A 20,666-nucleotide genomic window follows, 5' to 3' on the forward strand; every position below is an offset into this window, starting at 1 on the left:
CGACGCCCCCGACCCGATAGGCCAGCGCCGCTTTCACGAGACACCCCTGACCAGGTGCACCACAGGCCGGCCTCCGGGGCCCGGCGCGATCTCCACCCGGGCGTCGAAGTGGGTGCCGACCAGCGCCTCCGTGAGCACCTGTCCCGGCTGCCCGGCGGCGACGGCCCGGCCGCCGGCGAGCAGGAGGAGCCGGTCGGCGTACTGGCCGGCGAGGGTCAGGTCGTGCAGGGTCGTCACCACGGTCAGCTCGTCGGCGAGCCGGAGCCGGTCGACCAGCTCCAGCACCTGCTGTTGGTGCCCGAGGTCGAGCGCGGTCGTTGGTTCGTCGAGCAGGAGCGCGGGCGCCTCCTGGGCCAATGCCCTGGCCAGGACCACCCGCTGCCGTTCGCCGCCGGACAGCTCCCCCAGCCGGCGCCCGCCGAACTCGGTGAGGTCGAGGCGTTCGAGCACGGACCTGGTGACCTCTTTGTCGTGGCGGCTCTCGCTGCCGAGGTAGGGGATGTACGGGGTGCGGCCGAGCAGGGCGTAGTCGTACACGGTGATGTCGGGCGGCAGCGAGGGCGTCTGAGGGGCGTAGGCGACCAGCCGGGCCCGGTCCCTGGGCCTCAGCGTGCTCGCGGCCCGGCCGCCGACGGTGACGTCGCCCCGGTGGGCGACGACGCCCATGACGGCTTTGAGCAGGGTGGACTTTCCGGCGCCGTTCGGGCCGATGATCGCCAGCCATTCGCCGCGCCGTACCGAGAGGTCGACGTCGGTGAGCACCTCGCGCTCGCCGAGCCGTACGGACAGGCCGCTCGTCTCGATCATCCGGGCCGGCCGGGCCGTGTCGGCGGTCATGTGGCAGCCTGCCGGGACGTGGTGACGGTCTGCCCGAACGTGACGGTCTGCCCGAACGTGACGGTCTGCCTGAACGTGACGGCGGCCTGCTGGGCGGTGGCGGCGGTCATGTGGCGGTCTGCCGGGTCATGCGCAGGACCGCCACGAAGAACGGCGCGCCGACGAACATGGTGACCACCCCGATGGGCAGTTCGGCGGGGGCGATGACGGTGCGCGCGACCAGGTCGGCGAGCACGAGGAAGGCGGCGCCGCCGATCAGCGACAGCGGCAGCACGATGCGGTAGGAGCCGCCCGCCAGCCGCCTGACCACATGCGGAATGACGATGCCGACGAACCCGATGAGCCCGCTCACCGCCACGGCCGCCGCGGTGGCCAGGGAGGCGGCGAGCAGTACCGCCAGCCGTACCCGCCCGGCGCGGACGCCGAGGCTGGTGGCCTCCTCGTCCCCCACGGAGAGCACGTCCAGCATCCGCCCGTGCGCGAGCAGCAGTACGGCCGAGACGGCGGCGTACGGCAGGACCAGCCAGAACTGGTCCCACCCGCCGCCCACGTCGCCCAGGATCCAGGAGTAGATGCGCTGCAACTGCTCGACCTTGAACTGCTGGATGAACGTCTGGATCGCGGTCAGGAACGAGGTGACGGCCACCCCGGCGAGCACCAGCGTAGCGGTGCCGCCCGAGCGTCCGGCGGTGTTGCCGAGCACGTACGCGAGGAACACCCCGCCGACCGCACCCACGAAGGCGGCCACCGGGATGCCGACCGCTGGGGTCGGCACGAGCACGATGACCACGGTGGTGGTCAGCCCGGCTCCAGCTGCGGCGCCCAGCAGGTAGGGGTCGGCCAGCGGGTTGCGGAACACCCCCTGGTAGCCGGCCCCCGCGATGGCCAGCAACCCGCCGACCACGGCCGCCACCAGCACTCTGGGCAGCCGCAGCTCGAACAGCAGCCCCTGCTCCACGGGCGCCAGCCCCGAGTCCACGTGTACGTACGGCAGCCAGTCGAGCACCTGGAGCACCACCTGCCACGGCGAGATGTCGGCGGCCCCGCCGAGCAGCCCGGCGACCATGGAGACGGCGAGCACGGCCAGCGCGCCCGCCGTCCACATCGGTCTGGACCTCACTGGCGGGTGGCCGCCTTGCCGACGGCGTCACTGATGGTCTGCGCCAGGTCGACGACCCGCGGGCCCCAGCGCGAGGCGATGTCGTCGTCGAGCTGGATCACCTGGTCACCCTTGACCGCCGACAGTCCCTTCCAGCCGGGGCGCTTGGCCAGCGTGTCCTTGCTCTGCTGGCAGCACTTCACGTCCGCCAGGAAGATCAGGTCGGGGTCGGCCTGGGCGACGAACTCCGCCGACAGCTTGGGATAGCCGCCCGCCGGGTCCGGCGCCTTGTCGGCGATGTTGGTGAGGCCGAACATAGCGTAGATCTGCCCGATGAACGTGCTCGACGTCGCCGCGTAGGGGGTCTGGTCGAGTTCGTGGTAGTAGGTGAGCTTCTTGTCCTTGGGGGCGTTCGCCGAGAGCTTGTCGAGGGATGTCTTCATGCCTGTCACGACTTGTCCGGCCTTTTCGGTGTTGCCGGTGGCGGCGCCGAGGTCAGTGATCTCGTCGTACGCCTCGTCGAGCTTGGTGGCGGCGGGCTCCAGGAGGACCGGCACGTTCACCTTGCCCAGCTTGGCGACGATGCCGTCGATGTCGTTGGAGACGACCACCAGGTCGGGCTTCTGGGCGACGATGGCCTCGACGTTCGGCTTGAAGCCGGACAGGTCGGTCTTGGGGACGCCGGCCGGGTAGTTGGACTGGTCGTCCACCGCGATGACCTGGGGGCCCGCGCCGATGGCGAAGAGCGTCTCGGTGTGGCTGGCGGAGAGCGAGACGATCCGCTCCGGCCTTTTGGCGATGCTGACCTTGCCGTTGCCAGCCTCGACCGTCACAGGGAAGGCGGCGGAGCCGGTCGTACCGGTGGAGCCGGTGGGGCTCGCGGGGGACGGGGTGGTGGTAGTGCTGGTCTGACCGCATCCGGTCAGAACGAGCGTTCCCAGCAGCGCGCCCGCGAAGGCCGTGCGTACGGGCCTCACGAGAAGTCCTTTCACACTGTCGGAACCGAGAGACCCGCTCGAGAGCGACGGATCACCCTTTTCCACGAGGGTTGATGACGTCAGCGCGGAGGCAGGCGACCTGGCTATGACAGTTGCGGGACAGCGCCGGACTCGCACCGGACTTCGCTGCAACTCTGCGCGTCGGACAGACGCTATCAATGCGCCAGATGGGCGTTAAGTCAAGGGGTGCCCACTTGGGCTTCCGCCTCGGCGATGATCTCTTGCAACCTGAGCCCGTGGGCCGCGTCCAGCGGGTGGCCACCGCCCTGGCGTACGGTCCGCGCGAACTCCTCGGCGACGGTCTCGAACGGATCGTCGTCATCACTGGGCAGCAGCGTCACGCTGCCCGTCCTGCCGTACACCGCGACGCTGGCCGGCGGCAGGTCGCCGGCGGCGGCCATGCACAGCGACGCCTCGCTGGCCGCGCCGCCCTCGTGATCGAGCAGCAGTCCGGTCCAGCCGAGCGGGTTGCCGTGCGCGCGCACGCCGGTCACCCTGCCGAGGGCGGCGTCGAGCAGGTCGATCACGTGCGGCCCGACGTCCAGGAGCGCCCCGCGCTCGAGCCGCCACGGGGTGCCGAAGAGGTGGCCGCCCAGCAGGACATTGGAGATGTTCGCGGCGTGACCGCCGAACGCCTCGATTTCCGCGCAGCGCGCCAGGAACTCCCTGACCTGCTTCATATAACGCATGCTGAGCACCATCTGGGAGGCCACACCGGCCTCGCTCACGGCGTCGGCGAGCCGCCGCGCGTTCTCCAGCGAGTCGGCGAGCGGCTTCTCCAGCAACAGCGCCTTCCCGGCCTTCGCCGCGCGCACCCCCAATTCGGCCTGTACGCCCGGCGGCACGCAGAACGCCACTGCCTCGCACGCCTCGAACAACTCCTCGACCCGCTCGAACACCGGCGCCCCCAGCCGAGCGGCAGCCTCCGGACGCCGAGCCCACACGCCGGCGAACCGGAGATGCGGGCTGTTGACCAGCATGGGCGCATGCGCGCGCTCCGCCCACGGCCCCGCCCCGACCAACCCGACCGACACCGGCTCCATCCATCCCCCTTGATCCGCCACAACCCTAATGCGGTTCCTGGGAATGTTCTCCGGGTATCCGGTCTTCCGCTCCCCCGCAGGGGTGTCCCCTCCGGGGGACTCCCGCCACGACAGACCGTCTTCGGACCGGCTTCCTCCGCAACCCCGGCGCCCTCCAAGGACCCCAGCCACGACGGACCGTCTTCTTCCTCGCCCCCGTAGGGGGTACTTCTCCCAAGGACTCCAGCCACGACAGACCGTCACAGGGATCGAGACAGTCGTGTGACGAACCACTCCGGGGAATCCCGGTGCGTCACCCCGCCGCGTCGCGCCATTGGCGCAGGGCGTGTTCAGGGCGGTGGGCCACCGTGCCCGAGTCGATGACGATGGTCTGTCCCGTGATGCACCGCGACTCGCCCGAAGCGAGGAAGGCGACGAGGTCGGCCACGTCGTCCGGGGTGCAGGCCCAGGGCAGCAGCCGTTCGGCCGCCTTGTCGGCCAGCCGCTCCCGGCCGAGGGCCTGCGCGGCCGCGTCCGTCAGGACCAGCGCGGGCGCGACGGCGTTGCAGCGGATGCCGCGCGAGCCGTACTTGGTGGCCACATAGCGCACGAAACCGGTCAGCGCCGCCTTCGAGGTGCCGTACGCGACGTGCGCGACGTCGCCCAGCAGGCCCGAGACCGACGAAGTGACGACGAACGCGCCGCCGTCGGCCATCACGGGGGCCGCGTGCTTGACCATGAGCAGGCAGCCACGCAGGTTCACCGCCATCGTGCGGTCCCAGACGGCGACGTCGAGATCCTCGAGGTCGCGGTCGCGGCCGTAGGTGCCGGGGTCGAGCGCGGCCGCGTTGGAGTGAACGACGTCCAGACGGCCGAACGAGGCGAGCAGGTCGCCGATCGCCCCGGCCACCTGCTTCTCGTCCGACACGTCACAGACGAGCGCCGTGGCCGTGCCGCCCCTGGCGCGGATGGCGGTGGCGACCGACTTGGCCCCCGCCGCGCGCACGTCCAGGACGCCCACGCAGGCGCCCTCGGCGGCCAGGCGCGACGCGCACGCCGCGCCGATCCCCGACCCCGCCCCCGTCACGAGGGCCACCCGCCCATCGAACCGACCCGTCGCCGCACTCACCACGTCACCTTCCCGCCAAACAAGCCCGGCGCCACGCTCACCACGTCGCCCTCCCGCCAGACGGGCCCAGCACGGCACTCACCACGTCACCCGCAGGGCCGTCAGTCCCCGGCCCACGAGGGACTTGCGGTAGACGATGGGCTCGTCGGCGAGCCTGAGCGAGGGCAGACGGCGGCCGAGCACGTCGAGCGCCGTCCGAAGCTGCAGCCGGCCGAGCGCGGCGCCCACGCAGAAGTGGATGCCGTAGCCGAACACCATGTGGGCGTCGGCGTTGGCCCGGTCGATGACGAACCGGTCCGGGTCGGGGAAGACGGTCTCGTCGTGGGCGGCGGAGTCGGTGGAGAGGAGCACCAACGACTTCTCCGGAATTACCACGTCGTGTAGCGAAATATCCGTAGTGGCGTACCGGAAGGACCCGAGGGAGGCGCCGTCGATGCGCATGCACTCCTCGACCGCGTTCTGGATCAGCGGCGGCGCGACCGGCCAGGCGTTCTCGCGCAGCAGCCGCAGGACGCTGTTGGCGAGCTGGTTCGGCACGGTGTCGTTGCCGCCGAGCAGGATCGTGGAGATTAGCTCCACCACCTCGCGGTGACTGAGCTCGGAGCCGATCAGCGAGGTCATGAGCGAGGTGAAGTCGTCGCGCGGCTCCTTGGCGCGGGCCGCGACCAGCCGATCCACGTAATCCAGATAGGTCAGGAAACTGTCGGCCAGTTCGAGCTGGCGGTCGGGCGGCTGCGGCGACAGGAAGAGCTGGAACCAATCCTTCACATGCGCCTGTACGAACCCCTCGTCCGACTCGGGGACCCCGATGAACCGGGCGGTCAGCTTGATCGACGGCTCGTGCCCGATCTCGGACACGAAGTCGGCCTCGCCCCTGGGCGCCACACGGTCGAGCAGGTCCTCGTTGAGCCGCCGGAAGTGCTGCTCCATGGCCGAGACCGCCCGTGGCGTGAACGCCTTCGACACCGAACGCCGCAGCCTGGTGTGGTCGGGCGGATCGACGTTCGCCACGAAGCTGGACAGGAACGACCCGTGCTCGCCCAGCCTGTCGCGCGTCTCACGGGTGAGGCTGCGGGAGATGGTCAGCGAGCCCTCTGAGGAGAACCGCCTCGGGTCGCCGTACGCCGCGCGCACGTCGGCGTGCCGGGTCAGCACATAGGCGCCGAGGTGCTCGCTGCGGAACACTGGCCGCTCCCGGCGCAGCCTGCCGAGGAACTCGTACGGCGAGGCGACGTGCCAGTCCGAGCCGACGTCGAAGTCCTCGATCTCGTCCCCGATCGTGCCGTCAGTCGCGCCCTCGGTCGTCCCGCCGGTCGTGCCATCGGTCGCGTTCTTGAGCGTCCCGTCGGTCGTGCCCTCGATCATGCGAAGATCCTCCGGGGATTGTCGACGAGCATCTGGTGGATCTGGTCCTCGGTGACGCCCCTCTTGCGCAGCTCGGGCAGGACGTCGCGGGAGATGTGCAGGAGGTGGTAGTTCGGGTGGCGCTGCCGTACGACCTCGGCGTCAAAACGATCGTTGAAGCAGTACGAGTCGTGACTTAGCACCATTTGGTCGGCGTGGCCGCGCGCACACATCGTCGCCACGATCGACACCCGGTCCTCGAACGGCGAGAGCGTCTCGATGCCGAAGCGGTCCATGCCGAGGTAGGAGCCGTTCGCGGCCAGTTCCTCCAGGTAGGCGACGTCGGTCGAGTCGCCCGCGTGGCCGATGACGACCCTGGTGAGGTCGACGCCGAGCTCGCCGAGCAGCCGCTGCTGCTCCAGGCCGCCCCTGGAGGCGCTGTGGGAGTGGGTGGTGATGGGCACACCCGTCTCCAGGTGCGCCTCGGCGACCGCCCGGAACACCCGTTCGGTCCCCTTGGTCATGCCGAGATGGTCGGTGGCGCATTTGAGCATGCCCGCCTTGACCCCGGTCCGGCCGATGCCCTGAACGATGTCCCGTACGAAGAACTCCCCCAGCCGATCAGGCCCCCCGAACAGCGAGCCGGGACCCCGGTTGCCGAAGTACGGAGGGAGGGCGTCGTAGGTGTACAGGCCGGTGGCGGCGACGATGTTCACGCTGGTCAGCTCGGCCACCCGCTGGACGGCGGGGATGTACCTGCCGAGCCCGATGACGGTCAGGTCCACGATCGTGTCGATGCCCTCGGCCCGGAGGTCGTTCAGTTTGGCCGCCGCCTCCCTCGCCCGCTGCTCGAGGTCCCACCCCTCTGGGATGTCCGGCCAGTTCCAGAGAATCTCCGGGCTGAGCCCGAACACGTGCTCATGCATGAGCGTGGCGCCGAGCTCGCCCACCGGCCCTCTCACGGTCTCAGGCATGGGCGTCGTCTCTCATCTGTACGACTGGTCTCATCTGTACGACTGGTCTCGTCTGTACGACTGGTCTCGTCTGTACGTCTGGGGCGCTCACACGCACGGGAACCTCGGGTGGTCGAACGGCCGGTTCACCTCTAGGTCGAGCCCGTCCGTCTGCTGGTACGGCGTGCCGGTGTAGAGGGCGTTCGCGTCGAAGTACGTGACGGTGAACGACAGGCGCGGCTGGTCACGGTGGTTGGCGGGTGCTCCGTGCACGGTCAGCGCGTGATGCACGGTCGCGTCGCCCGCCGCGAGGTCGAGGGGCGGCGACAGCTCCAGTTGCTTGAGCCACGGGTGCTGGCTGAGCTGGTCGTCCCCCGTCCGGGTGAAGCTCCGCCCGAGCAGTCCGTACCGGTGCGAACCGCTGAAGAAGCGCAGCGACCCCATGTCCGCCGGTACGTCCACCAGTGCCAGCCAGACTGTCAGCATCGCCGAGCGGTCCATCGGCATCCACGGGAAGTCCTGGTGGAACTCGGTCGCCGCGTGCTCCCCGGGCTCCTTGACCAGCAGGTTCGTGACCTGCACGCGCACGGCCTCCACACCGTGCAGCAGCCGGGTCGCGTTCTGGCCCATGGCCGGGCTCAGGGCCAGCTCCCGGAACGCCTCGTCGCTCTCGGCGATGTCGCGCGACTGCCCGAACGCCTGGTCCACCAGCGTCCGCCGCTCCTTCGCGCGGGCCGCGAGGTAGCCGGTCGCCCGCTGCCTGAGCTCGGCCACGGCGTCGGGGGGCACAAGGGCGGGCAGCCGCACCCATCCGTGCTCGTGAAAGAAGCCCGCCTCGTCGTCCGACGCGGCGCGCACGGGGATCTCCATGCCCCACAGTCTTGCACCTGAGCAAGCGCTTGGTAAGTGCCCTTGCCCCTTGGGTCAACTAGAGCCCTCAAATACGGAAGGGGAACCATAAAACGGATACACGGCCATAAAAGTGGGCAGGGAACTCTTGTTCGTCGCGCGCGGGGGAGGCGTTCGACGTCCGCGATATGGGGGAGGAATCATGGCCGTTGCCCAGTCTCGAGCGCGTTCGTCCAAAGAACTGGCGATCAATCTGCCGATGATGAGCGTTCAGGTCCATCCCCCGGATCTGCGGATGCCGCACGTCGAGATGCCGCGTCTGGGGTTGCCACGTCTTGGGCTGCCGCGCCTTTCCCGGCGGGAGCTCGGTCACGCCGTGGACGTGGCTCGGACGTTCCTTCCGCCGCCCGAGCGCCTCGCGTACTACGGCGCGCTCGGCGCGCTCGCGGCGTTCGGCGTGCTCGACTGGCCGGTGGCCGCCGCCATCGGTGCCGGTGCGCTGATCGCGCGGCGCGGCCAGGAGGGGCGGCGCGGACAGCGAAGGGAGAGCGGGACACCCGCCCGCGCTACGCAGGCGTCAACGCCCACCACCGCCCGCGCCACGACATCCGGCACCCGCGGCCGCACCACGACCTCCACCACCCGCGGTCGCGCCACCACCTCCGGAACCCGCAGCCGCACCACGACCTCCACCGCCCGTGGTCGCGCCACGACATCCGGCACCCGCAGCCGCACCACATCCGCCACGACCCGCGGCCGTGCCACGACCTCCGCCGCGCGCAGCCGCACCGCGACCGCCACGACCGCCGCGACCGCCACGCCGAAGAGCGACACCGAGCAGAAGCCGGCAACCACGTCCAGGAGCTCGGCCGCACCGAAGAAGACCACCACGTCCAGGAGCGCCACCACACCAAAGAGCACCACCACCTCCAGAAGCACCACCACGCCAAAGAGCACCACCACCTCCAGGAGGACCGCCGCACCGAAGAGCACCGCCTCGGGAGGGACCGCCACCTCGGGTCGGCGTACCGCTTCGGGCAGGCGCGGCACCTCCTCAACGAGCGCCGCCGCGACCACCGGCGCCTCGAAGAGGGCCTCCTCCCAGCGCAAAACCGCCTCTGCCACCACGTCACGGGGTGCTCGGGCGAGCACCACCGGGCGTGCGCGGTCGGGCCGGTGAGACCGGGTTGCCACGTGTTCTGAGTAGCCTGCGCGCCTGCACGGTTCCACCGAGCAGTCTGCGCGCCCGGACGATCCCACCGGGCAACCTGGGCGCCGCCCGGACGGTCCCACCGCGCGGCCTGTGCGCCCGGACGGTTCCACCGAGCAACCTGCGCGCCACCTGGACGGTTCCGCTGAGGGGACGACATGTGGCCGTTCTCCGCTGACACGGTCCTGAGCGTGCTCCCCGAGCCGGTACGGAGCATGCTCCCCCGCCCTCGCCGGATACAGAAGTGCGCGGGTGGCGTACGCATCGAACTGCGGCACGTCGGCGCCCCCGGCACGGATTCGGCCGCCCGCGTCCTCGAAGACCGGCTGCGCGCGGCCGGGGTGGACCGGGCCGAGGTGAACGGCGCGCTCGGCTGCGTGTTCGTGAGCTGCGACGCGGCCACGGCCGATCTGGACAAGCTCGCGACCATCGTCGACGAACTCGACGTGAACGGCGCCGGTGGCCCGGTGGCGCTCGACGGCGTGCAGCAGCAGGCCCGCGCCGCGATGAGCCTCGGCCTGCACGTCCTGGGCACCGGGCTCGCGCTGGCCGGCCGGGTCGCCCGCCTGCCGAGCCTGTCGCCGGCCGTACCCGCCGTCCTGTCGCTGGCCGAGCACACCCCGCGGATCCGGCGCGAGCTGGAGCGGTACATGAGCGTTCCCACCGCGGAGGCGGTGGTCGCGTCCACTCGCCTCGTCTCCCAGACGTTGGCGGTACGGCCCGTGTCGATGCTCGTCGACTCCGTCGCGGCGGCCATCCGCTTCGTCGACTCGTGCGCCGGGCGGCGGGCCTGGGAGCTGCGCGAGGAGGAGTTCGCCGACGCCGACGGGGCGTACCGGCACATCAAGGTCGCGGAGCGGCCTCGGCCTGTTCCGCTGCCGCACGGGCCCGTCGAGCTGTACGCCAATGCCGCGAGCACCGCCACGGTGGTGACGCAGGCGGTCACCACCGTGGCGGGCGGCGGCCACGAGCGGGGGCTCTCCGTGCTCATCACGGGGATCCCGAAGGCCGCGCACTTCGGCAGGGACGCCTTCACCAGCGTTCTCGCGCGCGCCCTGGCCAACCGCGGTGGAATGGTGCTCCATCGCCGCGCGCTGGGCCGCCTGGATCGCGTCGACACGGTCCTCCTCGACGCCGCCGCGCTGACCACGGGCGGGTGGACGATCGACGGCATCGTCCCGCTCGGCGAGAACCTCGGCACGGACCGCCGCGCGAACCACGGCGCGAACCACGGCGCGAGCCTCGGCGCGGACCGCCTCTCGAACCTCGGCACAGACCACCGCACGGCCAGTGGCGCGGACCACCGCATGGGCGTCGGCGTGGACCTCGGCACAGACCACGGCGTGGACAAAGGCCTGGACGAGCTGCACGCGCGGATCTACACGCTGCTCGACCTCACCGATCCGGCGGCCCGGCGCGAGCGGGACGGCTGGTCGGTGGGGCCGTACTCGGCGACGCGCGAGCCCGCGGAGGTGCGGAAGTGGCGCCGCCAGGGGATCCGGCCGATCAGCGTCTCTCGGCAGGGGGTCCCGGTCGCGCTGGTCGGGGTGGCGCCGGAGCTCCACCCGCTGGCCGAAGCCGTGGTCGCCGCCGCGAAGTGCGCGGGTGACGTGGTCCTGGCCGGTGGGGAGGCGTACCTCGGCCCGCGACTCGGTGTGGATCGGGTCGTCGACGGCGGCTCCCGGCTGGTCTCCGCGCTTCGGTCACTGCAGTCCGAAGGGCATGTCGTGGCCGTGGTGTCCCGTACGTCGAGGCGTGGCCTGCGCCAGGCGGACCTGGGCATCGGCGTGCTCAGGGGGGCGCGGCGCGTGCCGTGGGACGCCGACGTGATCAGCGATCTCGACGGGATCCACCTGCTGCTGCGCTGCGTCCCGTACGCGAAGAAGGCCAGCAGGCGCAGCGTGCGGGTGGCCGCCGCGGCGGGGGTCGTCGGCGCGGGCCTGGCCGTGCTCGGCCCGGCCAGGACGGCGGTGGCGCGGGCGCACCTGGTACGCGACTGCACCTCGGTGGCCGCCCTGGTCACCGGGGAGTGGGTGGGACGGAACGTCAGGCGGACGGCGCCGCCGGTGCCCGCCGATCGCACGCCGTGGCACGCGATGGCGGTGCCCGACGTCCTCGCCCTGCTGCGTACCTCGCCACACGGGCTGAACGAGAAGGAGGCCGAGCGCCGCAGGACGAAACCGGCGCGGCCGGATTCCGCCGGGCCCACCTCCCTGGTCATGGCGTCCCTGGAGGAGCTCGCCAACCCGTTGACGCCGGTCCTGGCGGCGGGCGCGGGGCTGTCGGCCTCGGTCGGTTCGGTCCTGGACGCCGTACTGATCGGCGGCGTGATGGTGGTGGACGCCGTCATCGGCGGGGCGCAGCGGCGCGGCGCCGATCGGGAGGTGCACCGGCTGACCGAGGTCACCGCCGTCCGGGTTCGGCTGCGCAGGCCCGGCGGGGGCGTCTCCGGCGTCGCCGACGACCTCGTGAAGGGGGACGTGATCGAGCTGCGCGCCGGTGACGCCGTACCGGCCGACGGCAGGCTGATCCAGGCGGTCGGCCTGGAGATCGACGAGTCCACGCTGACGGGCGAGTCGCAGCTCGTGTCCAAGACAGCGGTGCCCACCGTGGCCGCCGCCGTCGCGGATCGCCGGTCCATGGTGTACGAGGGCACCACAGTGGCGGCCGGACACGGACTGGCCGTGGTCGTGGCGACCGGGGAGGAGACCGAGGCGGGCCGGACCGCCGGACTGGCCGCGGAGGGGCCGCCGGTGAGCGGTGTGGAGCTGCGGCTGCGCAGGCTGAGCCGGCGCATCCTGCCCGCCGCGATCGGGTCGGGCCTGGTCCTGATGGTGACCAACCTGCTGCGTGGTTCGCCCCTGTCCGCGGCCCTCGCCCCCGCGGTGAGCCTGGCCGTCGCCGCGGTCCCCGAAGGGCTGCCCTTCATCGCCACCGTGGCCGAGCTCGCCTCCAGCAAACGGCTCTCCCAGCGCAACACCCTGGTCCGCAACCCGTCGACGATCGAGGCCCTGGGCCGGGTCGACGTGCTCTGCTTCGACAAGACCGGGACGCTGACCGAAGGCCACATCAGCCTGCGCCAGGTCTCGGACGGAAGCCACGCCCGGCCGGTCGAGACGTTGACGCCGGAGCTGAGGGTGATCGTCGGCGCGGCGCTCCGGGCGAGTCCCCGCTTCGAGGGCGGGCGGGCCATCCCCCATCCGACGGACCGCGCCGTCGTGGACGGCGCCGCCAAACTCCACGTGGCACCCAAGGACGGCCTTCGGGAGTGGCACCGGGTCGACGAGCTGCCGTTCGAGCCCGCGCGCGGTTACCACGCGGTGCTCGGCCTGTCCGAGTCGGGTCACCTGCTGAGTGTCAAGGGCGCCCCCGAGGTCGTCCTCGACCGCTGCACCCACCTGATCCGCGGCGGCGAGCAGGTGCCCATGGGCCCGAGGACCAGGCGCGAACTGGAGAAGGAGGTGGAAAGGCAGGCGTTGCAGGGCTTCCGCGTGCTCGCCGTCGCCGAACGCGAGGCGTCCAGCCGCGCCGATCTCGACGAGGCCCGCATCCAGCGCCTGTGCTTCCTCGGTTTCCTCTGCCTGGCCGATCCCGTACGGCCCACGGCGAAGCGGAGCGTCGAGGGGCTGATGCGCGCCGGCGTGCGGGTCATCATGATCACTGGTGACCATCCGAGCACGGCCGAGGCCATCGCCGCCGAGATCCACGTTCTGAACGGTCAGCGGGTGATGACGGGACCCGAGCTGGAGCGGCTGGACGACGACGCCCTGACCAAGGTGCTGCCCGAGGTGGCGGTGTTCGCGCGTACCACGCCCGAGCACAAGGCCCGCATCGTCTCCTGCCTGCGGCGCGCCGGCAAGGTGGTGGCCGTGACCGGTGACGGCGCCAACGACGTTCCCGCGATCCGACTCGCCGACATCGGCATCGCCCTTGGACCGCGTGCCGTCCCGGCCGCCAGGGCCGCCGCCGACATCGTGGTGATCGACGATCGCATCGAGACGATCATCGACGCGATCTCCGAGGGCCGGGCGATGTGGGGCTCCGTCCGCGACTCGCTCGGCATCCTGCTCGGCGGGAACGTCGGAGAGATCGCCTTCACGGTCGGCTCAAGCCTGCTGTCCAGGCGCAGCGCGCTGAACGCCCGCCAGTTGCTCCTGGTCAACCTGCTCACCGACATGCTGCCCGCCATGGCTGTGGCCGTTCGCCCGCCGAACGCCGAGACCCCGGAGAAGCTGCTCGCCGAGGGGCCGGAGGTCTCACTCGGGACCGCCCTGACGCGGGACATCTACGTACGCGCGGTCACCACCGCGGCGGCGGCGACCGCGGCGTGGCTGCTCGGCCGGATGACGGGCACGCCGGGCCGGGCGTCCACCGTCGGGCTCATCGGCCTGGTGGGAGCGCAGCTGTTGCAGACGCTGTCGGTGGGTGACGGGGATCGGCTGGTGTTCCTCGCGTCGGTGTCGTCGCTGGCGGCCCTCATGGTGATCATCTCCGTCCCGGGGCTGAGCCAGGTCTTCGGCTGCCGTCCGGTCGGCCCGTTCGGCTGGGCCATCGGGCTGGGCTGCGCGGTGGCGGCAGCGCTGCTGGCGACAGCGATGGAGCGAGTGAGTATGAGCGAGTGAGTGCGGAGTAGTCATCAGCGGTTCACCAGATAGACACCCGAATTGTGGCCTTATCGCAACTTTTATGGCTGATTATCCTCTTAACGGTAGCTTTACTGATTTGAGGTACTCGGTGTCTGATTTTCTGGCCTCGCTGCTCGCGAAGGCGGGCATGATGCTCTTGGAAATGCTGATCGCGCGGATCATCCATGCGCTGGTCACCTCCCTCGCCGGCCGGGCAGCCTTCCGTCCGGCCTGAACCGCGCACTTCCGTCCGGCCTGAACCGCGCACTTCCGTCCGGCCTGAGCCGTGCGGCGAACCCGCGGAGATGGTCAACTATGCGCACGTAACGGCGCCCGGCCATGTGCGGGTTCAGCGGCCGTTTTCCTGGAGGCCCTCAGCCATGTGCGGCGGGTGGCGGGTGGGGCGGCTGTGCCGTACAGGAAGCAGAGGCCCTGACCGGAAGGCACGCGCGGTGGGTGCCATGGCGGGGTGATCGCCTCTAAGCTGGCAAGTGTCCTAACACAAGCGCTTGCTCAAGCAAGGAGAGGCACGTGCGGCGGTTCAGGTTCGGGGCGGTGGTGCGGCAGGCGGAGTCGGGCAAAGCCTGGGCGGAGAAGGCCAGGCGGCTGGAGGGTGCCGGGTTCGACGTGCTGCTCGTGCCCGACCATCTGGTCGGCCCGCGATTCGCCCCCGTGGCGGCGCTGGCCGCCGCCGCGAGCGTGACGACGCGGCTTCGCGTGGGGACCCTCGTGTTCGCGAACGACTTCCGGCATCCGGCCGTGCTGGCCAAGGAGACGGCGACCCTCGACGTGCTGTCCGACGGGCGGCTCGACGTGGGGCTCGGGACCGGCTGGATGGCCGAGGACTACCAGCGGGCCGGCCTGCCGTTCGAGCCGCCCGGGGTGCGGGTGGACCGGTTGACCGAGGCCGTGGCCGTGCTCAAGGGGCTGTGGGGCGACGGGCCGTACACCTTCGACGGGGCGCACTACCGAATCCGGGCGCTCGACCAGCAGCCCAAGCCCGTGCGGCGGCCGCATCCGCGGCTCCTGCTGGGCGGCGGCGGGCCGCGGATGCTGCGGCTGGCCGCCCGGGAGGCCGACGTGGTGAACCTGGGGATGCGGGTACGCGCCGACGGCACCGGGCCCGACGGGAACGACGGCGGGCGGCAGGCGTTCATGGACAAGCTGCGGACGGTACGCGCGGCCGCCGGCGACCGCTACGACCGGCTGGAGCTGGGCACGAGCGTGGTGCAGGTGGGTGTGCGCAAGCCGGAGGAGACCTGGAGCGCCGCCGACACCTCGCAGCTGGACGAGACGCCACAGGTACTCCTCGGAACCCACCACGACATAGTCGACAAGCTCCGCTATTGGCGGGATGAGCACGATATTTCGTATTTCGTGGTGCACCACGAGCGCGACCTCGACGCCTTCACCCCGATCGTCGAGGAACTCGCTACGGGATGAGGATCACCTTGCCCATGGTGTTCCTGCTCTCCAGCGCCGCATGGGCGGCCGCTGCCTGCTCCAGCGGGAAGGACTGGACGGCGGGCGTGAGCTCGCCGCTCGCCGCCGCCTCCAGCGCCCGGTCCCGCAGGTCGTCCATGCCGCCCTGGCGGCCGAGCAGGTAGGCGATGCCGTCGTACGAGGTCACGCCGCGGGCCTTCAGCTCGGCCTCCTCGGGATGGAACCACTCCCCCGACGCCTGCCCGAACACGACCTGCCGCCCACCTCCGGCGCCCGGCCCCGAAGCGCCCCCACGCTCTGCGGCGTCCCCGCCGAGGAGGTCGAAGGCGGCTCTGCCGAGTTCGCCGCCGACCCCGTCGAAGACGATCGTGACGTCGCCGGCCGACTCCCGCACGACGTCCGTCCAGCCGGGCGTGCCGTAGTCGACCGCCAGGTCGGCGCCCAGCGAGCGGACCCGGGCCGCCTTCGCGGGGCCGCCCGCCGCTCCGACGACCGTCGCGCCCACGCGGTGGGCGTGCTGGACGAGCAGCGTGCCGATCCCCCCGGCGGCGGCCATGACCAGCACGACGTCCGAGGCCGTCACAGGTGCGAGCTCCAGCAGTCCCAGCGTGGTGGCGCCGGTCGAGTGCATGGCGACCGCCGCGTCGTACTCCAGCCCGTCGGGCAGCGTCGTCAGACCGGCGGCGGGCGCGACGGCGAGCGAGGCGTAGCCGCCCGAGGTCACCTCGCTGGTCACCACGCGACTGCCCAGCAGGTCGGAGCCGACGCCCTCACCGACCGACTCCACCACCCCCGCCACTTGGCGGCCGAACGTCGTGGGCAGGTCGGGCGCGGGGTGCGGGCCGATCGGGATGCCCCGCCTGAACAGTGTCTCGATGAAGTGCACACCGACGGCGTGTACGGCGATGCGGATCTCGCCGGGGCCCGGCAAGGGATCGGGGACGGCCTCATAACGGAGGTTCTCGGCAGGGCCGTAGGAATAGAGCCTTATCGCGTGCATGCCGCCCAGCCTGCTACCTGAACCACGGTTGAGGTCAACCGTGCCGGATGATGGAAGTCATGGACGAGATGGTGTTGCTCCGGCACGGCGCTACAGAGTGGAGCAAGGCGGGCAGGCACACGGGACGCACCGATGTGCCGTTGTTGGCCGAAGGCGAGGAGCAGGCGCGGGCGCTGGCGCCGCTGGTCAAGGAGATGACGTTCGACCTGGTGCTGGTGTCCCCCGCCCAGCGGGCCCGCCGGACGGCGGAGTTGGCCGGGCTGGAGGCGTACGAGGTGGACGCGGATCTGTGGGAGTGGGACTACGGCGGCTACGAGGGCATCACCACGCCCGAGATCCGGGAGACCCGGCCGGGCTGGTACCTGTGGCGTGACGGCGTGCCCCCCGGCGACGCCGAGCATCCCGGGGAGAGCGCGACCGACGTGAGCGCGCGCGCCGACCGGGTGATCGCCAGGGCGAAGGCGGCCGATGGGCGGGTGGCGCTGGTGGCGCACGGACACTTCCTGCGCGTGCTGACGGCCCGCTGGCTGGACCTGCCGCCCACCGACGGCCGCCTGTTCAAGCTCGACACCGGCACGTACTCGCGGCTGGGCTACGAACACGCCGAGCCCGTGGTGACGACCTGGAACGCACCGGTCACCTGACCTCTGCCTTCACTGCCGAGGCGTGCAGCGCCTTGCTCACCAGCCAGCCGCGCAGTGAGCCGTTTCGGGGCTCGTACGACAGCGGCCGTTCCCACAGCCCGACGAACACGTCCTGGGTGATCTCCTCGGCGGACACCCGGTTCCCCGTGATCTTGATCGCCACCCCGTACACGAAAGGGCTGTGCTCGTCATAGGCGGCGGCCAGCGCGTCGAGGTCGCCCGCGACCAGCCGGGCGTGCAGGTCCGCGTCGGGGCCCATCAGTCACATCCCAGCGTGGAGGCGGCCCGCATCAGCTCGCGGGCGAGCGCGGGATCGCCCTCGGCCGCGTACGGGAAGGAGTCGGGCGGCCACCGGCCGGCCAGCAGCTTGCAGAAGTGGACGGCGTCCGCCGACACCAGCACGGCGACGCGATCCGGCGTCGGCGAGAGCGGCACCGTCCAGGTGCCGCCGCCGGGCCCGGTCAGCACGACGGTGGCGGCCACGTCGCGGCGCGGCCCCTTGACGGCCCTGGGCAGCATGGCCAGCCCGAACTCGGCGATCATCCGCACGTGCGCGTCGGCCGGGGGCGCCGTGGATCTGGCGGTGGCGGTCCTGATGTCGTCGGCGTGCGTCCAGGTCTCGAACGTCCGCTGGACAATCGCGTGCCGCAGCGGCCCGCGCGCCGGGCTGGTCCCGGCCAGCTCCACTTCGACGCCGAGCAGCACCCCGGTGCTGCCGGAGACGCGTTCGAGCAGGGATCCGGCCTGCTCGCGCCAGCGCCGGTGGACCGGCAGGCCGGCGACAGCCGGTACGCCCATGAAGCCCGCGACACTGGCGTCGTTGGCGGCCAGGTGCTCGACCATGCCGCGCACGGTGCCGTGCTTGGCCAGGGGCGCCTCCCATTGGGCCACGCTGAGCTCGCCCAGGAGTTCGTCCATGAGCGCGACCTGCTGGGCATAGGGAACGGCCACGGCCGCGACCGCCTTCTCGGCGGGGGTGCGCCGCAGCCGCGCCTTGGCCAGCATCGCCTCCCGCAGCCCAGGCGGCGGAGAGGCCGCCTCCCCCTCGGCGTCCAGGAGTGCGATGGCCGCGCCGCAGTCCGGGCATGAGGCGACGTGGTCCTGGGAGCCCTGCCCGTTATAGAGGTACGAGTCCGTCATGGCTACCTCCGCAGCCCGACGCTAACCCGATGTGCCTCCGGGCGCCAGACGGCTGCCGGGGAAGGGCGAAAGGAGGGTCTCGCGCCACGGCCCGTCGAGGAAGTCGCGGGCCCGCTTGGCCCAGTCGAGCAGGCGCGGGTCCGGCGGCACCTCGTCGTCCAGCCCGAGGGCGGCGTCCCGGGCCCGCTGGGTGCGCAGGTGGTCGTCGAGCGACACGCCCCAGACCGTGACGGCCTCGGTGTCGCAGAACAGCACCTCGTACAGGCCGACCAGGTGATGCCCGTGCTCGGCCAGCAGCGGGGCGCGTTCGGTGCGGACCGCCTCCAGGTAGTCGAGGGCGGCGCCGGGTCGTACGCGGGCGCTCTCGAACACGTAGAACTCGGCGGTGGCCACCTCGCTCAGGTCCGGGCAGCCCGGCACGGCGCCGAGCGGGCGGGAGAAGGCGGAGAAGCGCAGGTCGTCGATGTCGGACAGGAACAGACGTTCGTCCACCCCTTGGTAGATCTCCATCATCTGGCGCCAGCCGCCGTCCCAGCCGCCGTGGCAGTCCCACAGCGTGACCGCCTTGAACTGGGGGTGCCCGGTGATGCCCACGGCGTAGAAGGCGCCGGCCAGGTCGATCTCGCGGGACCTGATGGACATGCCGGAGGTCAGCGTGGGCGCCTGGCGGGCCTCGTCCTCGCGCTTGTAGCGGGTCAGCCAGGTGAGGTACTCCATCGGGCGCCGGGAGTTCATCGGCCGGAAGTCGACCTCTTCGAGAAGGTAGATCCCACGCCGCATCCCGGGCTCCTTTGACCAAGCGATTGCTCGGCCTCAACCCTAGCCGATCAAGCGACCGCTTGGGTAGGCTGCGGCCCTCTCCCCGTCAGCCACTCCAGCACCCTGCGGTGCCCGGAGGTGGCGTCCTCGAAGTGGCCCCAGTGCCAGTAGCGCGGCTGGTCACGCAGACCCGTGACCCACGTGCGATAGGAGACGGCGGCACCGGAGGGCGCGACGCCGTAGGTGCGGATCACGACCTTGCCGCCGGGTGCGAAGAGCACGTCGTCGGCGATCGGATAAAGGGTCATCTGGTCGAGCATGTGCTGATCATGGATCCCGCCGGAGGCGGGGTGGTTACGCCTCCGGCGCGCCCCCGTTAAGGGGACGCGCCGGAGGTTAACAGCCTGTTACACCAGGAGGCCGTCGAACTCCCCATCCTTCACTCCGAGCACGAGGGCTCGGATCTCGTCGCGGGTGTAGATCAGGGCCGGGCCATCGGGGAAGCGCGAGTTGCGCACCGCCACCCCGCCGTCGGGGAGCTTCGCGAGCTCGACGCAGTTCCCCTGTGAGTTGCTGTAGTGGCTCTTGCGCCAGGCGACCTGCTGCAGGTCGGTCGCCGGCATGCCGTTGTAGGTCTGCTTCATCTACATCTTTCTGAGAAGACCGCCGATGAGCTCGACGGTGCCCCCTGGCGTGGTGCTCTCCACGCATAACTGCTCCATAGCCGTGAGATATGGATCGATGTCCTCACGCTTGTCCAGGTACAGGGCACCCCAGAGCTGCTCGACATAGACAACGTCCGACAAGTCGGACTCGGGAAATCGCAAGATGCTGAACGCGCCACCTTCAGCGGCGTGCATGCCATATCTGAAGGGCATCACCTGAATGGTGATATTGGGAAGGGCAGCGACTTCCAGCAAGTGCTGAAGCTGCTCGGACATGACCTCCCGCCCGCCGATGGTCCTCTTGAGGGTCGCTTCGTCGATGACCGCCCACAGTCGCGGGCCGTCCTTCTGCGTGAAGCGCTCTTGTCGCTGCATGCGCAGATGCACGCGGCGCTCGATCTGCCCAGGGGTCTCATCGGGGTTGCCGAGTTGGTATACCGCGCGTGCGTATGCGGCCGTCTGCAACAGACCGGGCACGAACTGCACCTCATAGGTACGGATCACGCTGGCTGCTTCCTCTAGCCCCACGTACGTGGTGAACCACGCGGGCAGAACGGCTGAATACTTGTGCCACCACCCGGGGGTGTTGGCTTCGCGGACCATCTCCAGCAGGGCACGGCGCTCGGCGTCGTCGACGACGCCGTACAGGGTGAGCAGGTCCTCGACGTCACGTGTCTTGAATCCGACACGACCGAGTTCCATGCGGCTGATCTTGGACTCGGACGCCCGGATGTGGAATCCGGCCTGGTCGCGGGTGAGCTCGCTGGCTTCACGCAGCCGCCGCAAACTGGCGCCTAGCATGATGCGCCGAACGGTCGAACCTGAACCGGGCGGATCGAGGGACACGCGCTGCTCCTTGGTCGTTTCCTTAGCACACAGTCTGTCACTCCACGGCCGATAGATCATATGCCGCGGACAAGATCCCCTTTCCCACTGATTGACCTTTTGG

General features: G+C 70.9%; 20 protein-coding genes. 4 read left to right on the top strand and 16 right to left on the bottom strand.

Translation table 11 applies throughout. The features are described from left to right. Positions 1 to 33: 33 nt before the first annotated feature. The 9 genes from ACQP2T_RS41260 to ACQP2T_RS41300 all read right to left on the bottom strand — a co-directional run bounded on the left by ACQP2T_RS41260 (position 34) and on the right by ACQP2T_RS41300 (position 9,425). The gene (locus tag ACQP2T_RS41260) at positions 34 to 837 is read right to left on the bottom strand and encodes an ABC transporter ATP-binding protein (RefSeq protein WP_433510276.1); all 804 of its coding nucleotides are present in this window, start codon (positions 835 to 837) and stop codon (positions 34 to 36) included. A gap of 106 nt (positions 838 to 943) precedes the next feature. Then, positions 944 to 1,942, bottom strand: coding sequence for a FecCD family ABC transporter permease (locus ACQP2T_RS41265; protein WP_433519901.1), 999 nt, complete (start codon positions 1,940 to 1,942; stop codon positions 944 to 946). A gap of 11 nt (positions 1,943 to 1,953) precedes the next feature. Then, positions 1,954 to 2,913 carry an ABC transporter substrate-binding protein gene (locus tag ACQP2T_RS41270; RefSeq protein WP_433510277.1) on the bottom strand — a complete coding sequence of 320 codons (960 nt, stop codon included), beginning with the start codon at positions 2,911 to 2,913 and terminating at the stop codon, positions 1,954 to 1,956. Between the two features lie 200 nt (positions 2,914 to 3,113). Continuing rightward, a complete protein-coding gene (locus tag ACQP2T_RS41275; RefSeq protein ID WP_433510278.1) occupies positions 3,114 to 3,977 on the bottom strand; it encodes a Gfo/Idh/MocA family protein in 864 nt (287 codons plus the stop codon). Between the two features lie 292 nt (positions 3,978 to 4,269). Next, positions 4,270 to 5,085 carry an SDR family NAD(P)-dependent oxidoreductase gene (locus tag ACQP2T_RS41280; RefSeq protein ID WP_433510279.1) on the bottom strand — a complete coding sequence of 272 codons (816 nt, stop codon included), beginning with the start codon at positions 5,083 to 5,085 and terminating at the stop codon, positions 4,270 to 4,272. A gap of 78 nt (positions 5,086 to 5,163) precedes the next feature. Then, entirely contained in the window at positions 5,164 to 6,450 is a 1,287-nt protein-coding gene (locus ACQP2T_RS41285) for a cytochrome P450 (protein ID WP_433510280.1), read from the bottom strand. After that, positions 6,447 to 7,403 carry a phosphotriesterase family protein gene (locus tag ACQP2T_RS41290; RefSeq protein WP_433510281.1) on the bottom strand — a complete coding sequence of 319 codons (957 nt, stop codon included), beginning with the start codon at positions 7,401 to 7,403 and terminating at the stop codon, positions 6,447 to 6,449. The genes ACQP2T_RS41285 and ACQP2T_RS41290 overlap by 4 nt, the downstream gene beginning before the upstream one ends. 87 nt (positions 7,404 to 7,490) lie before the next feature. Then, entirely contained in the window at positions 7,491 to 8,252 is a 762-nt protein-coding gene (locus ACQP2T_RS41295; protein ID WP_433510282.1) for a phytanoyl-CoA dioxygenase family protein, read from the bottom strand. A gap of 402 nt (positions 8,253 to 8,654) precedes the next feature. Next, entirely contained in the window at positions 8,655 to 9,425 is a 771-nt protein-coding gene (locus ACQP2T_RS41300; RefSeq protein WP_433510283.1) for a hypothetical protein, read from the bottom strand. 174 nt (positions 9,426 to 9,599) lie between these two features. Between ACQP2T_RS41300 and ACQP2T_RS41305 the strand changes: the two genes are divergently transcribed. The 3 genes from ACQP2T_RS41305 to ACQP2T_RS41315 all read left to right on the top strand — a co-directional run bounded on the left by ACQP2T_RS41305 (position 9,600) and on the right by ACQP2T_RS41315 (position 15,509). Then, on the top strand, positions 9,600 to 14,063 hold the full coding sequence (locus ACQP2T_RS41305) for an HAD-IC family P-type ATPase (protein WP_433510284.1): 4,464 nt from the start codon (positions 9,600 to 9,602) through the stop codon (positions 14,061 to 14,063). Between the two features lie 112 nt (positions 14,064 to 14,175). Further along, entirely contained in the window at positions 14,176 to 14,301 is a 126-nt protein-coding gene (locus ACQP2T_RS41310; RefSeq protein WP_433510285.1) for a hypothetical protein, read from the top strand. Between the two features lie 296 nt (positions 14,302 to 14,597). After that, complete coding sequence (locus ACQP2T_RS41315; RefSeq protein WP_433510286.1) at positions 14,598 to 15,509, top strand: TIGR03621 family F420-dependent LLM class oxidoreductase; 912 nt, start codon at positions 14,598 to 14,600, stop codon at positions 15,507 to 15,509. On the opposite strand, the gene ACQP2T_RS41320 is transcribed toward ACQP2T_RS41315, so the two are convergent. Beyond that, positions 15,499 to 16,509, bottom strand: coding sequence for a zinc-binding dehydrogenase (locus ACQP2T_RS41320; protein WP_433510287.1), 1,011 nt, complete (start codon positions 16,507 to 16,509; stop codon positions 15,499 to 15,501). The genes ACQP2T_RS41315 and ACQP2T_RS41320 overlap by 11 nt on opposite strands. Positions 16,510 to 16,568: 59 nt before the next feature. Between ACQP2T_RS41320 and ACQP2T_RS41325 the strand changes: the two genes are divergently transcribed. Beyond that, positions 16,569 to 17,153: a histidine phosphatase family protein gene (locus ACQP2T_RS41325; protein WP_433510288.1), complete on the top strand. Its 585-nt coding sequence runs from the start codon at positions 16,569 to 16,571 to the stop codon at positions 17,151 to 17,153. On the opposite strand, the gene ACQP2T_RS41330 is transcribed toward ACQP2T_RS41325, so the two are convergent. The 6 genes from ACQP2T_RS41330 to ACQP2T_RS41355 all read right to left on the bottom strand — a co-directional run bounded on the left by ACQP2T_RS41330 (position 17,146) and on the right by ACQP2T_RS41355 (position 20,518). Continuing rightward, complete coding sequence (locus ACQP2T_RS41330) at positions 17,146 to 17,412, bottom strand: sigma factor (protein WP_433510289.1); 267 nt, start codon at positions 17,410 to 17,412, stop codon at positions 17,146 to 17,148. The genes ACQP2T_RS41325 and ACQP2T_RS41330 overlap by 8 nt on opposite strands. Continuing rightward, positions 17,412 to 18,293 (bottom strand): hypothetical protein, encoded by an 882-nt coding sequence (locus ACQP2T_RS41335; RefSeq protein ID WP_433510290.1) that lies wholly within the window; start codon positions 18,291 to 18,293, stop codon positions 17,412 to 17,414. The genes ACQP2T_RS41330 and ACQP2T_RS41335 overlap by 1 nt, the downstream gene beginning before the upstream one ends. A gap of 21 nt (positions 18,294 to 18,314) precedes the next feature. Continuing rightward, entirely contained in the window at positions 18,315 to 19,073 is a 759-nt protein-coding gene (locus ACQP2T_RS41340; RefSeq protein WP_433510291.1) for a hypothetical protein, read from the bottom strand. A 47-nt stretch (positions 19,074 to 19,120) separates the two neighbouring features. After that, on the bottom strand, positions 19,121 to 19,372 hold the full coding sequence (locus ACQP2T_RS41345) for a hypothetical protein (protein ID WP_357960055.1): 252 nt from the start codon (positions 19,370 to 19,372) through the stop codon (positions 19,121 to 19,123). Between the two features lie 87 nt (positions 19,373 to 19,459). Next, positions 19,460 to 19,696 (bottom strand): DUF397 domain-containing protein, encoded by a 237-nt coding sequence (locus ACQP2T_RS41350; RefSeq protein ID WP_225299640.1) that lies wholly within the window; start codon positions 19,694 to 19,696, stop codon positions 19,460 to 19,462. Then, positions 19,697 to 20,518, bottom strand: coding sequence for a helix-turn-helix domain-containing protein (locus ACQP2T_RS41355; protein ID WP_225299863.1), 822 nt, complete (start codon positions 20,516 to 20,518; stop codon positions 19,697 to 19,699). Positions 20,519 to 20,666: the final 148 nt, after the last annotated feature.

This window comes from Nonomuraea sp. CA-143628, assembly GCF_050942315.1.
GTDB lineage: Bacteria > Actinomycetota > Actinomycetes > Streptosporangiales > Streptosporangiaceae > Nonomuraea.

Bases quoted from the DNA above. Each gene is read 5' to 3' on its own strand.
- ACQP2T_RS41340 (WP_433510291.1), bottom strand. From the start codon at position 19,073: ATGCGGCGTGGGATCTACCTTCTCGAAGAGGTCGACTTCCGGCCGATG.
- ACQP2T_RS41325 (WP_433510288.1), top strand. From the start codon at position 16,569: ATGGACGAGATGGTGTTGCTCCGGCACGGCGCTACAGAGTGGAGCAAG.
- ACQP2T_RS41320 (WP_433510287.1), bottom strand. From the start codon at position 16,509: ATGCACGCGATAAGGCTCTATTCCTACGGCCCTGCCGAGAACCTCCGT.
- ACQP2T_RS41345 (WP_357960055.1), bottom strand. From the start codon at position 19,372: ATGCTCGACCAGATGACCCTTTATCCGATCGCCGACGACGTGCTCTTC.
- ACQP2T_RS41290 (WP_433510281.1), bottom strand. From the start codon at position 7,403: ATGCCTGAGACCGTGAGAGGGCCGGTGGGCGAGCTCGGCGCCACGCTC.
- ACQP2T_RS41305 (WP_433510284.1), top strand. From the start codon at position 9,600: ATGTGGCCGTTCTCCGCTGACACGGTCCTGAGCGTGCTCCCCGAGCCG.
- ACQP2T_RS41285 (WP_433510280.1), bottom strand. From the start codon at position 6,450: ATGATCGAGGGCACGACCGACGGGACGCTCAAGAACGCGACCGATGGC.
- ACQP2T_RS41330 (WP_433510289.1), bottom strand. From the start codon at position 17,412: ATGGGCCCCGACGCGGACCTGCACGCCCGGCTGGTCGCGGGCGACCTC.
- ACQP2T_RS41350 (WP_225299640.1), bottom strand. From the start codon at position 19,696: ATGAAGCAGACCTACAACGGCATGCCGGCGACCGACCTGCAGCAGGTC.
- ACQP2T_RS41260 (WP_433510276.1), bottom strand. From the start codon at position 837: ATGACCGCCGACACGGCCCGGCCGGCCCGGATGATCGAGACGAGCGGC.
- ACQP2T_RS41355 (WP_225299863.1), bottom strand. From the start codon at position 20,518: ATGCTAGGCGCCAGTTTGCGGCGGCTGCGTGAAGCCAGCGAGCTCACC.
- ACQP2T_RS41275 (WP_433510278.1), bottom strand. From the start codon at position 3,977: ATGGAGCCGGTGTCGGTCGGGTTGGTCGGGGCGGGGCCGTGGGCGGAG.
- ACQP2T_RS41295 (WP_433510282.1), bottom strand. From the start codon at position 8,252: ATGGAGATCCCCGTGCGCGCCGCGTCGGACGACGAGGCGGGCTTCTTT.
- ACQP2T_RS41335 (WP_433510290.1), bottom strand. From the start codon at position 18,293: ATGACGGACTCGTACCTCTATAACGGGCAGGGCTCCCAGGACCACGTC.
- ACQP2T_RS41265 (WP_433519901.1), bottom strand. From the start codon at position 1,942: ATGTGGACGGCGGGCGCGCTGGCCGTGCTCGCCGTCTCCATGGTCGCC.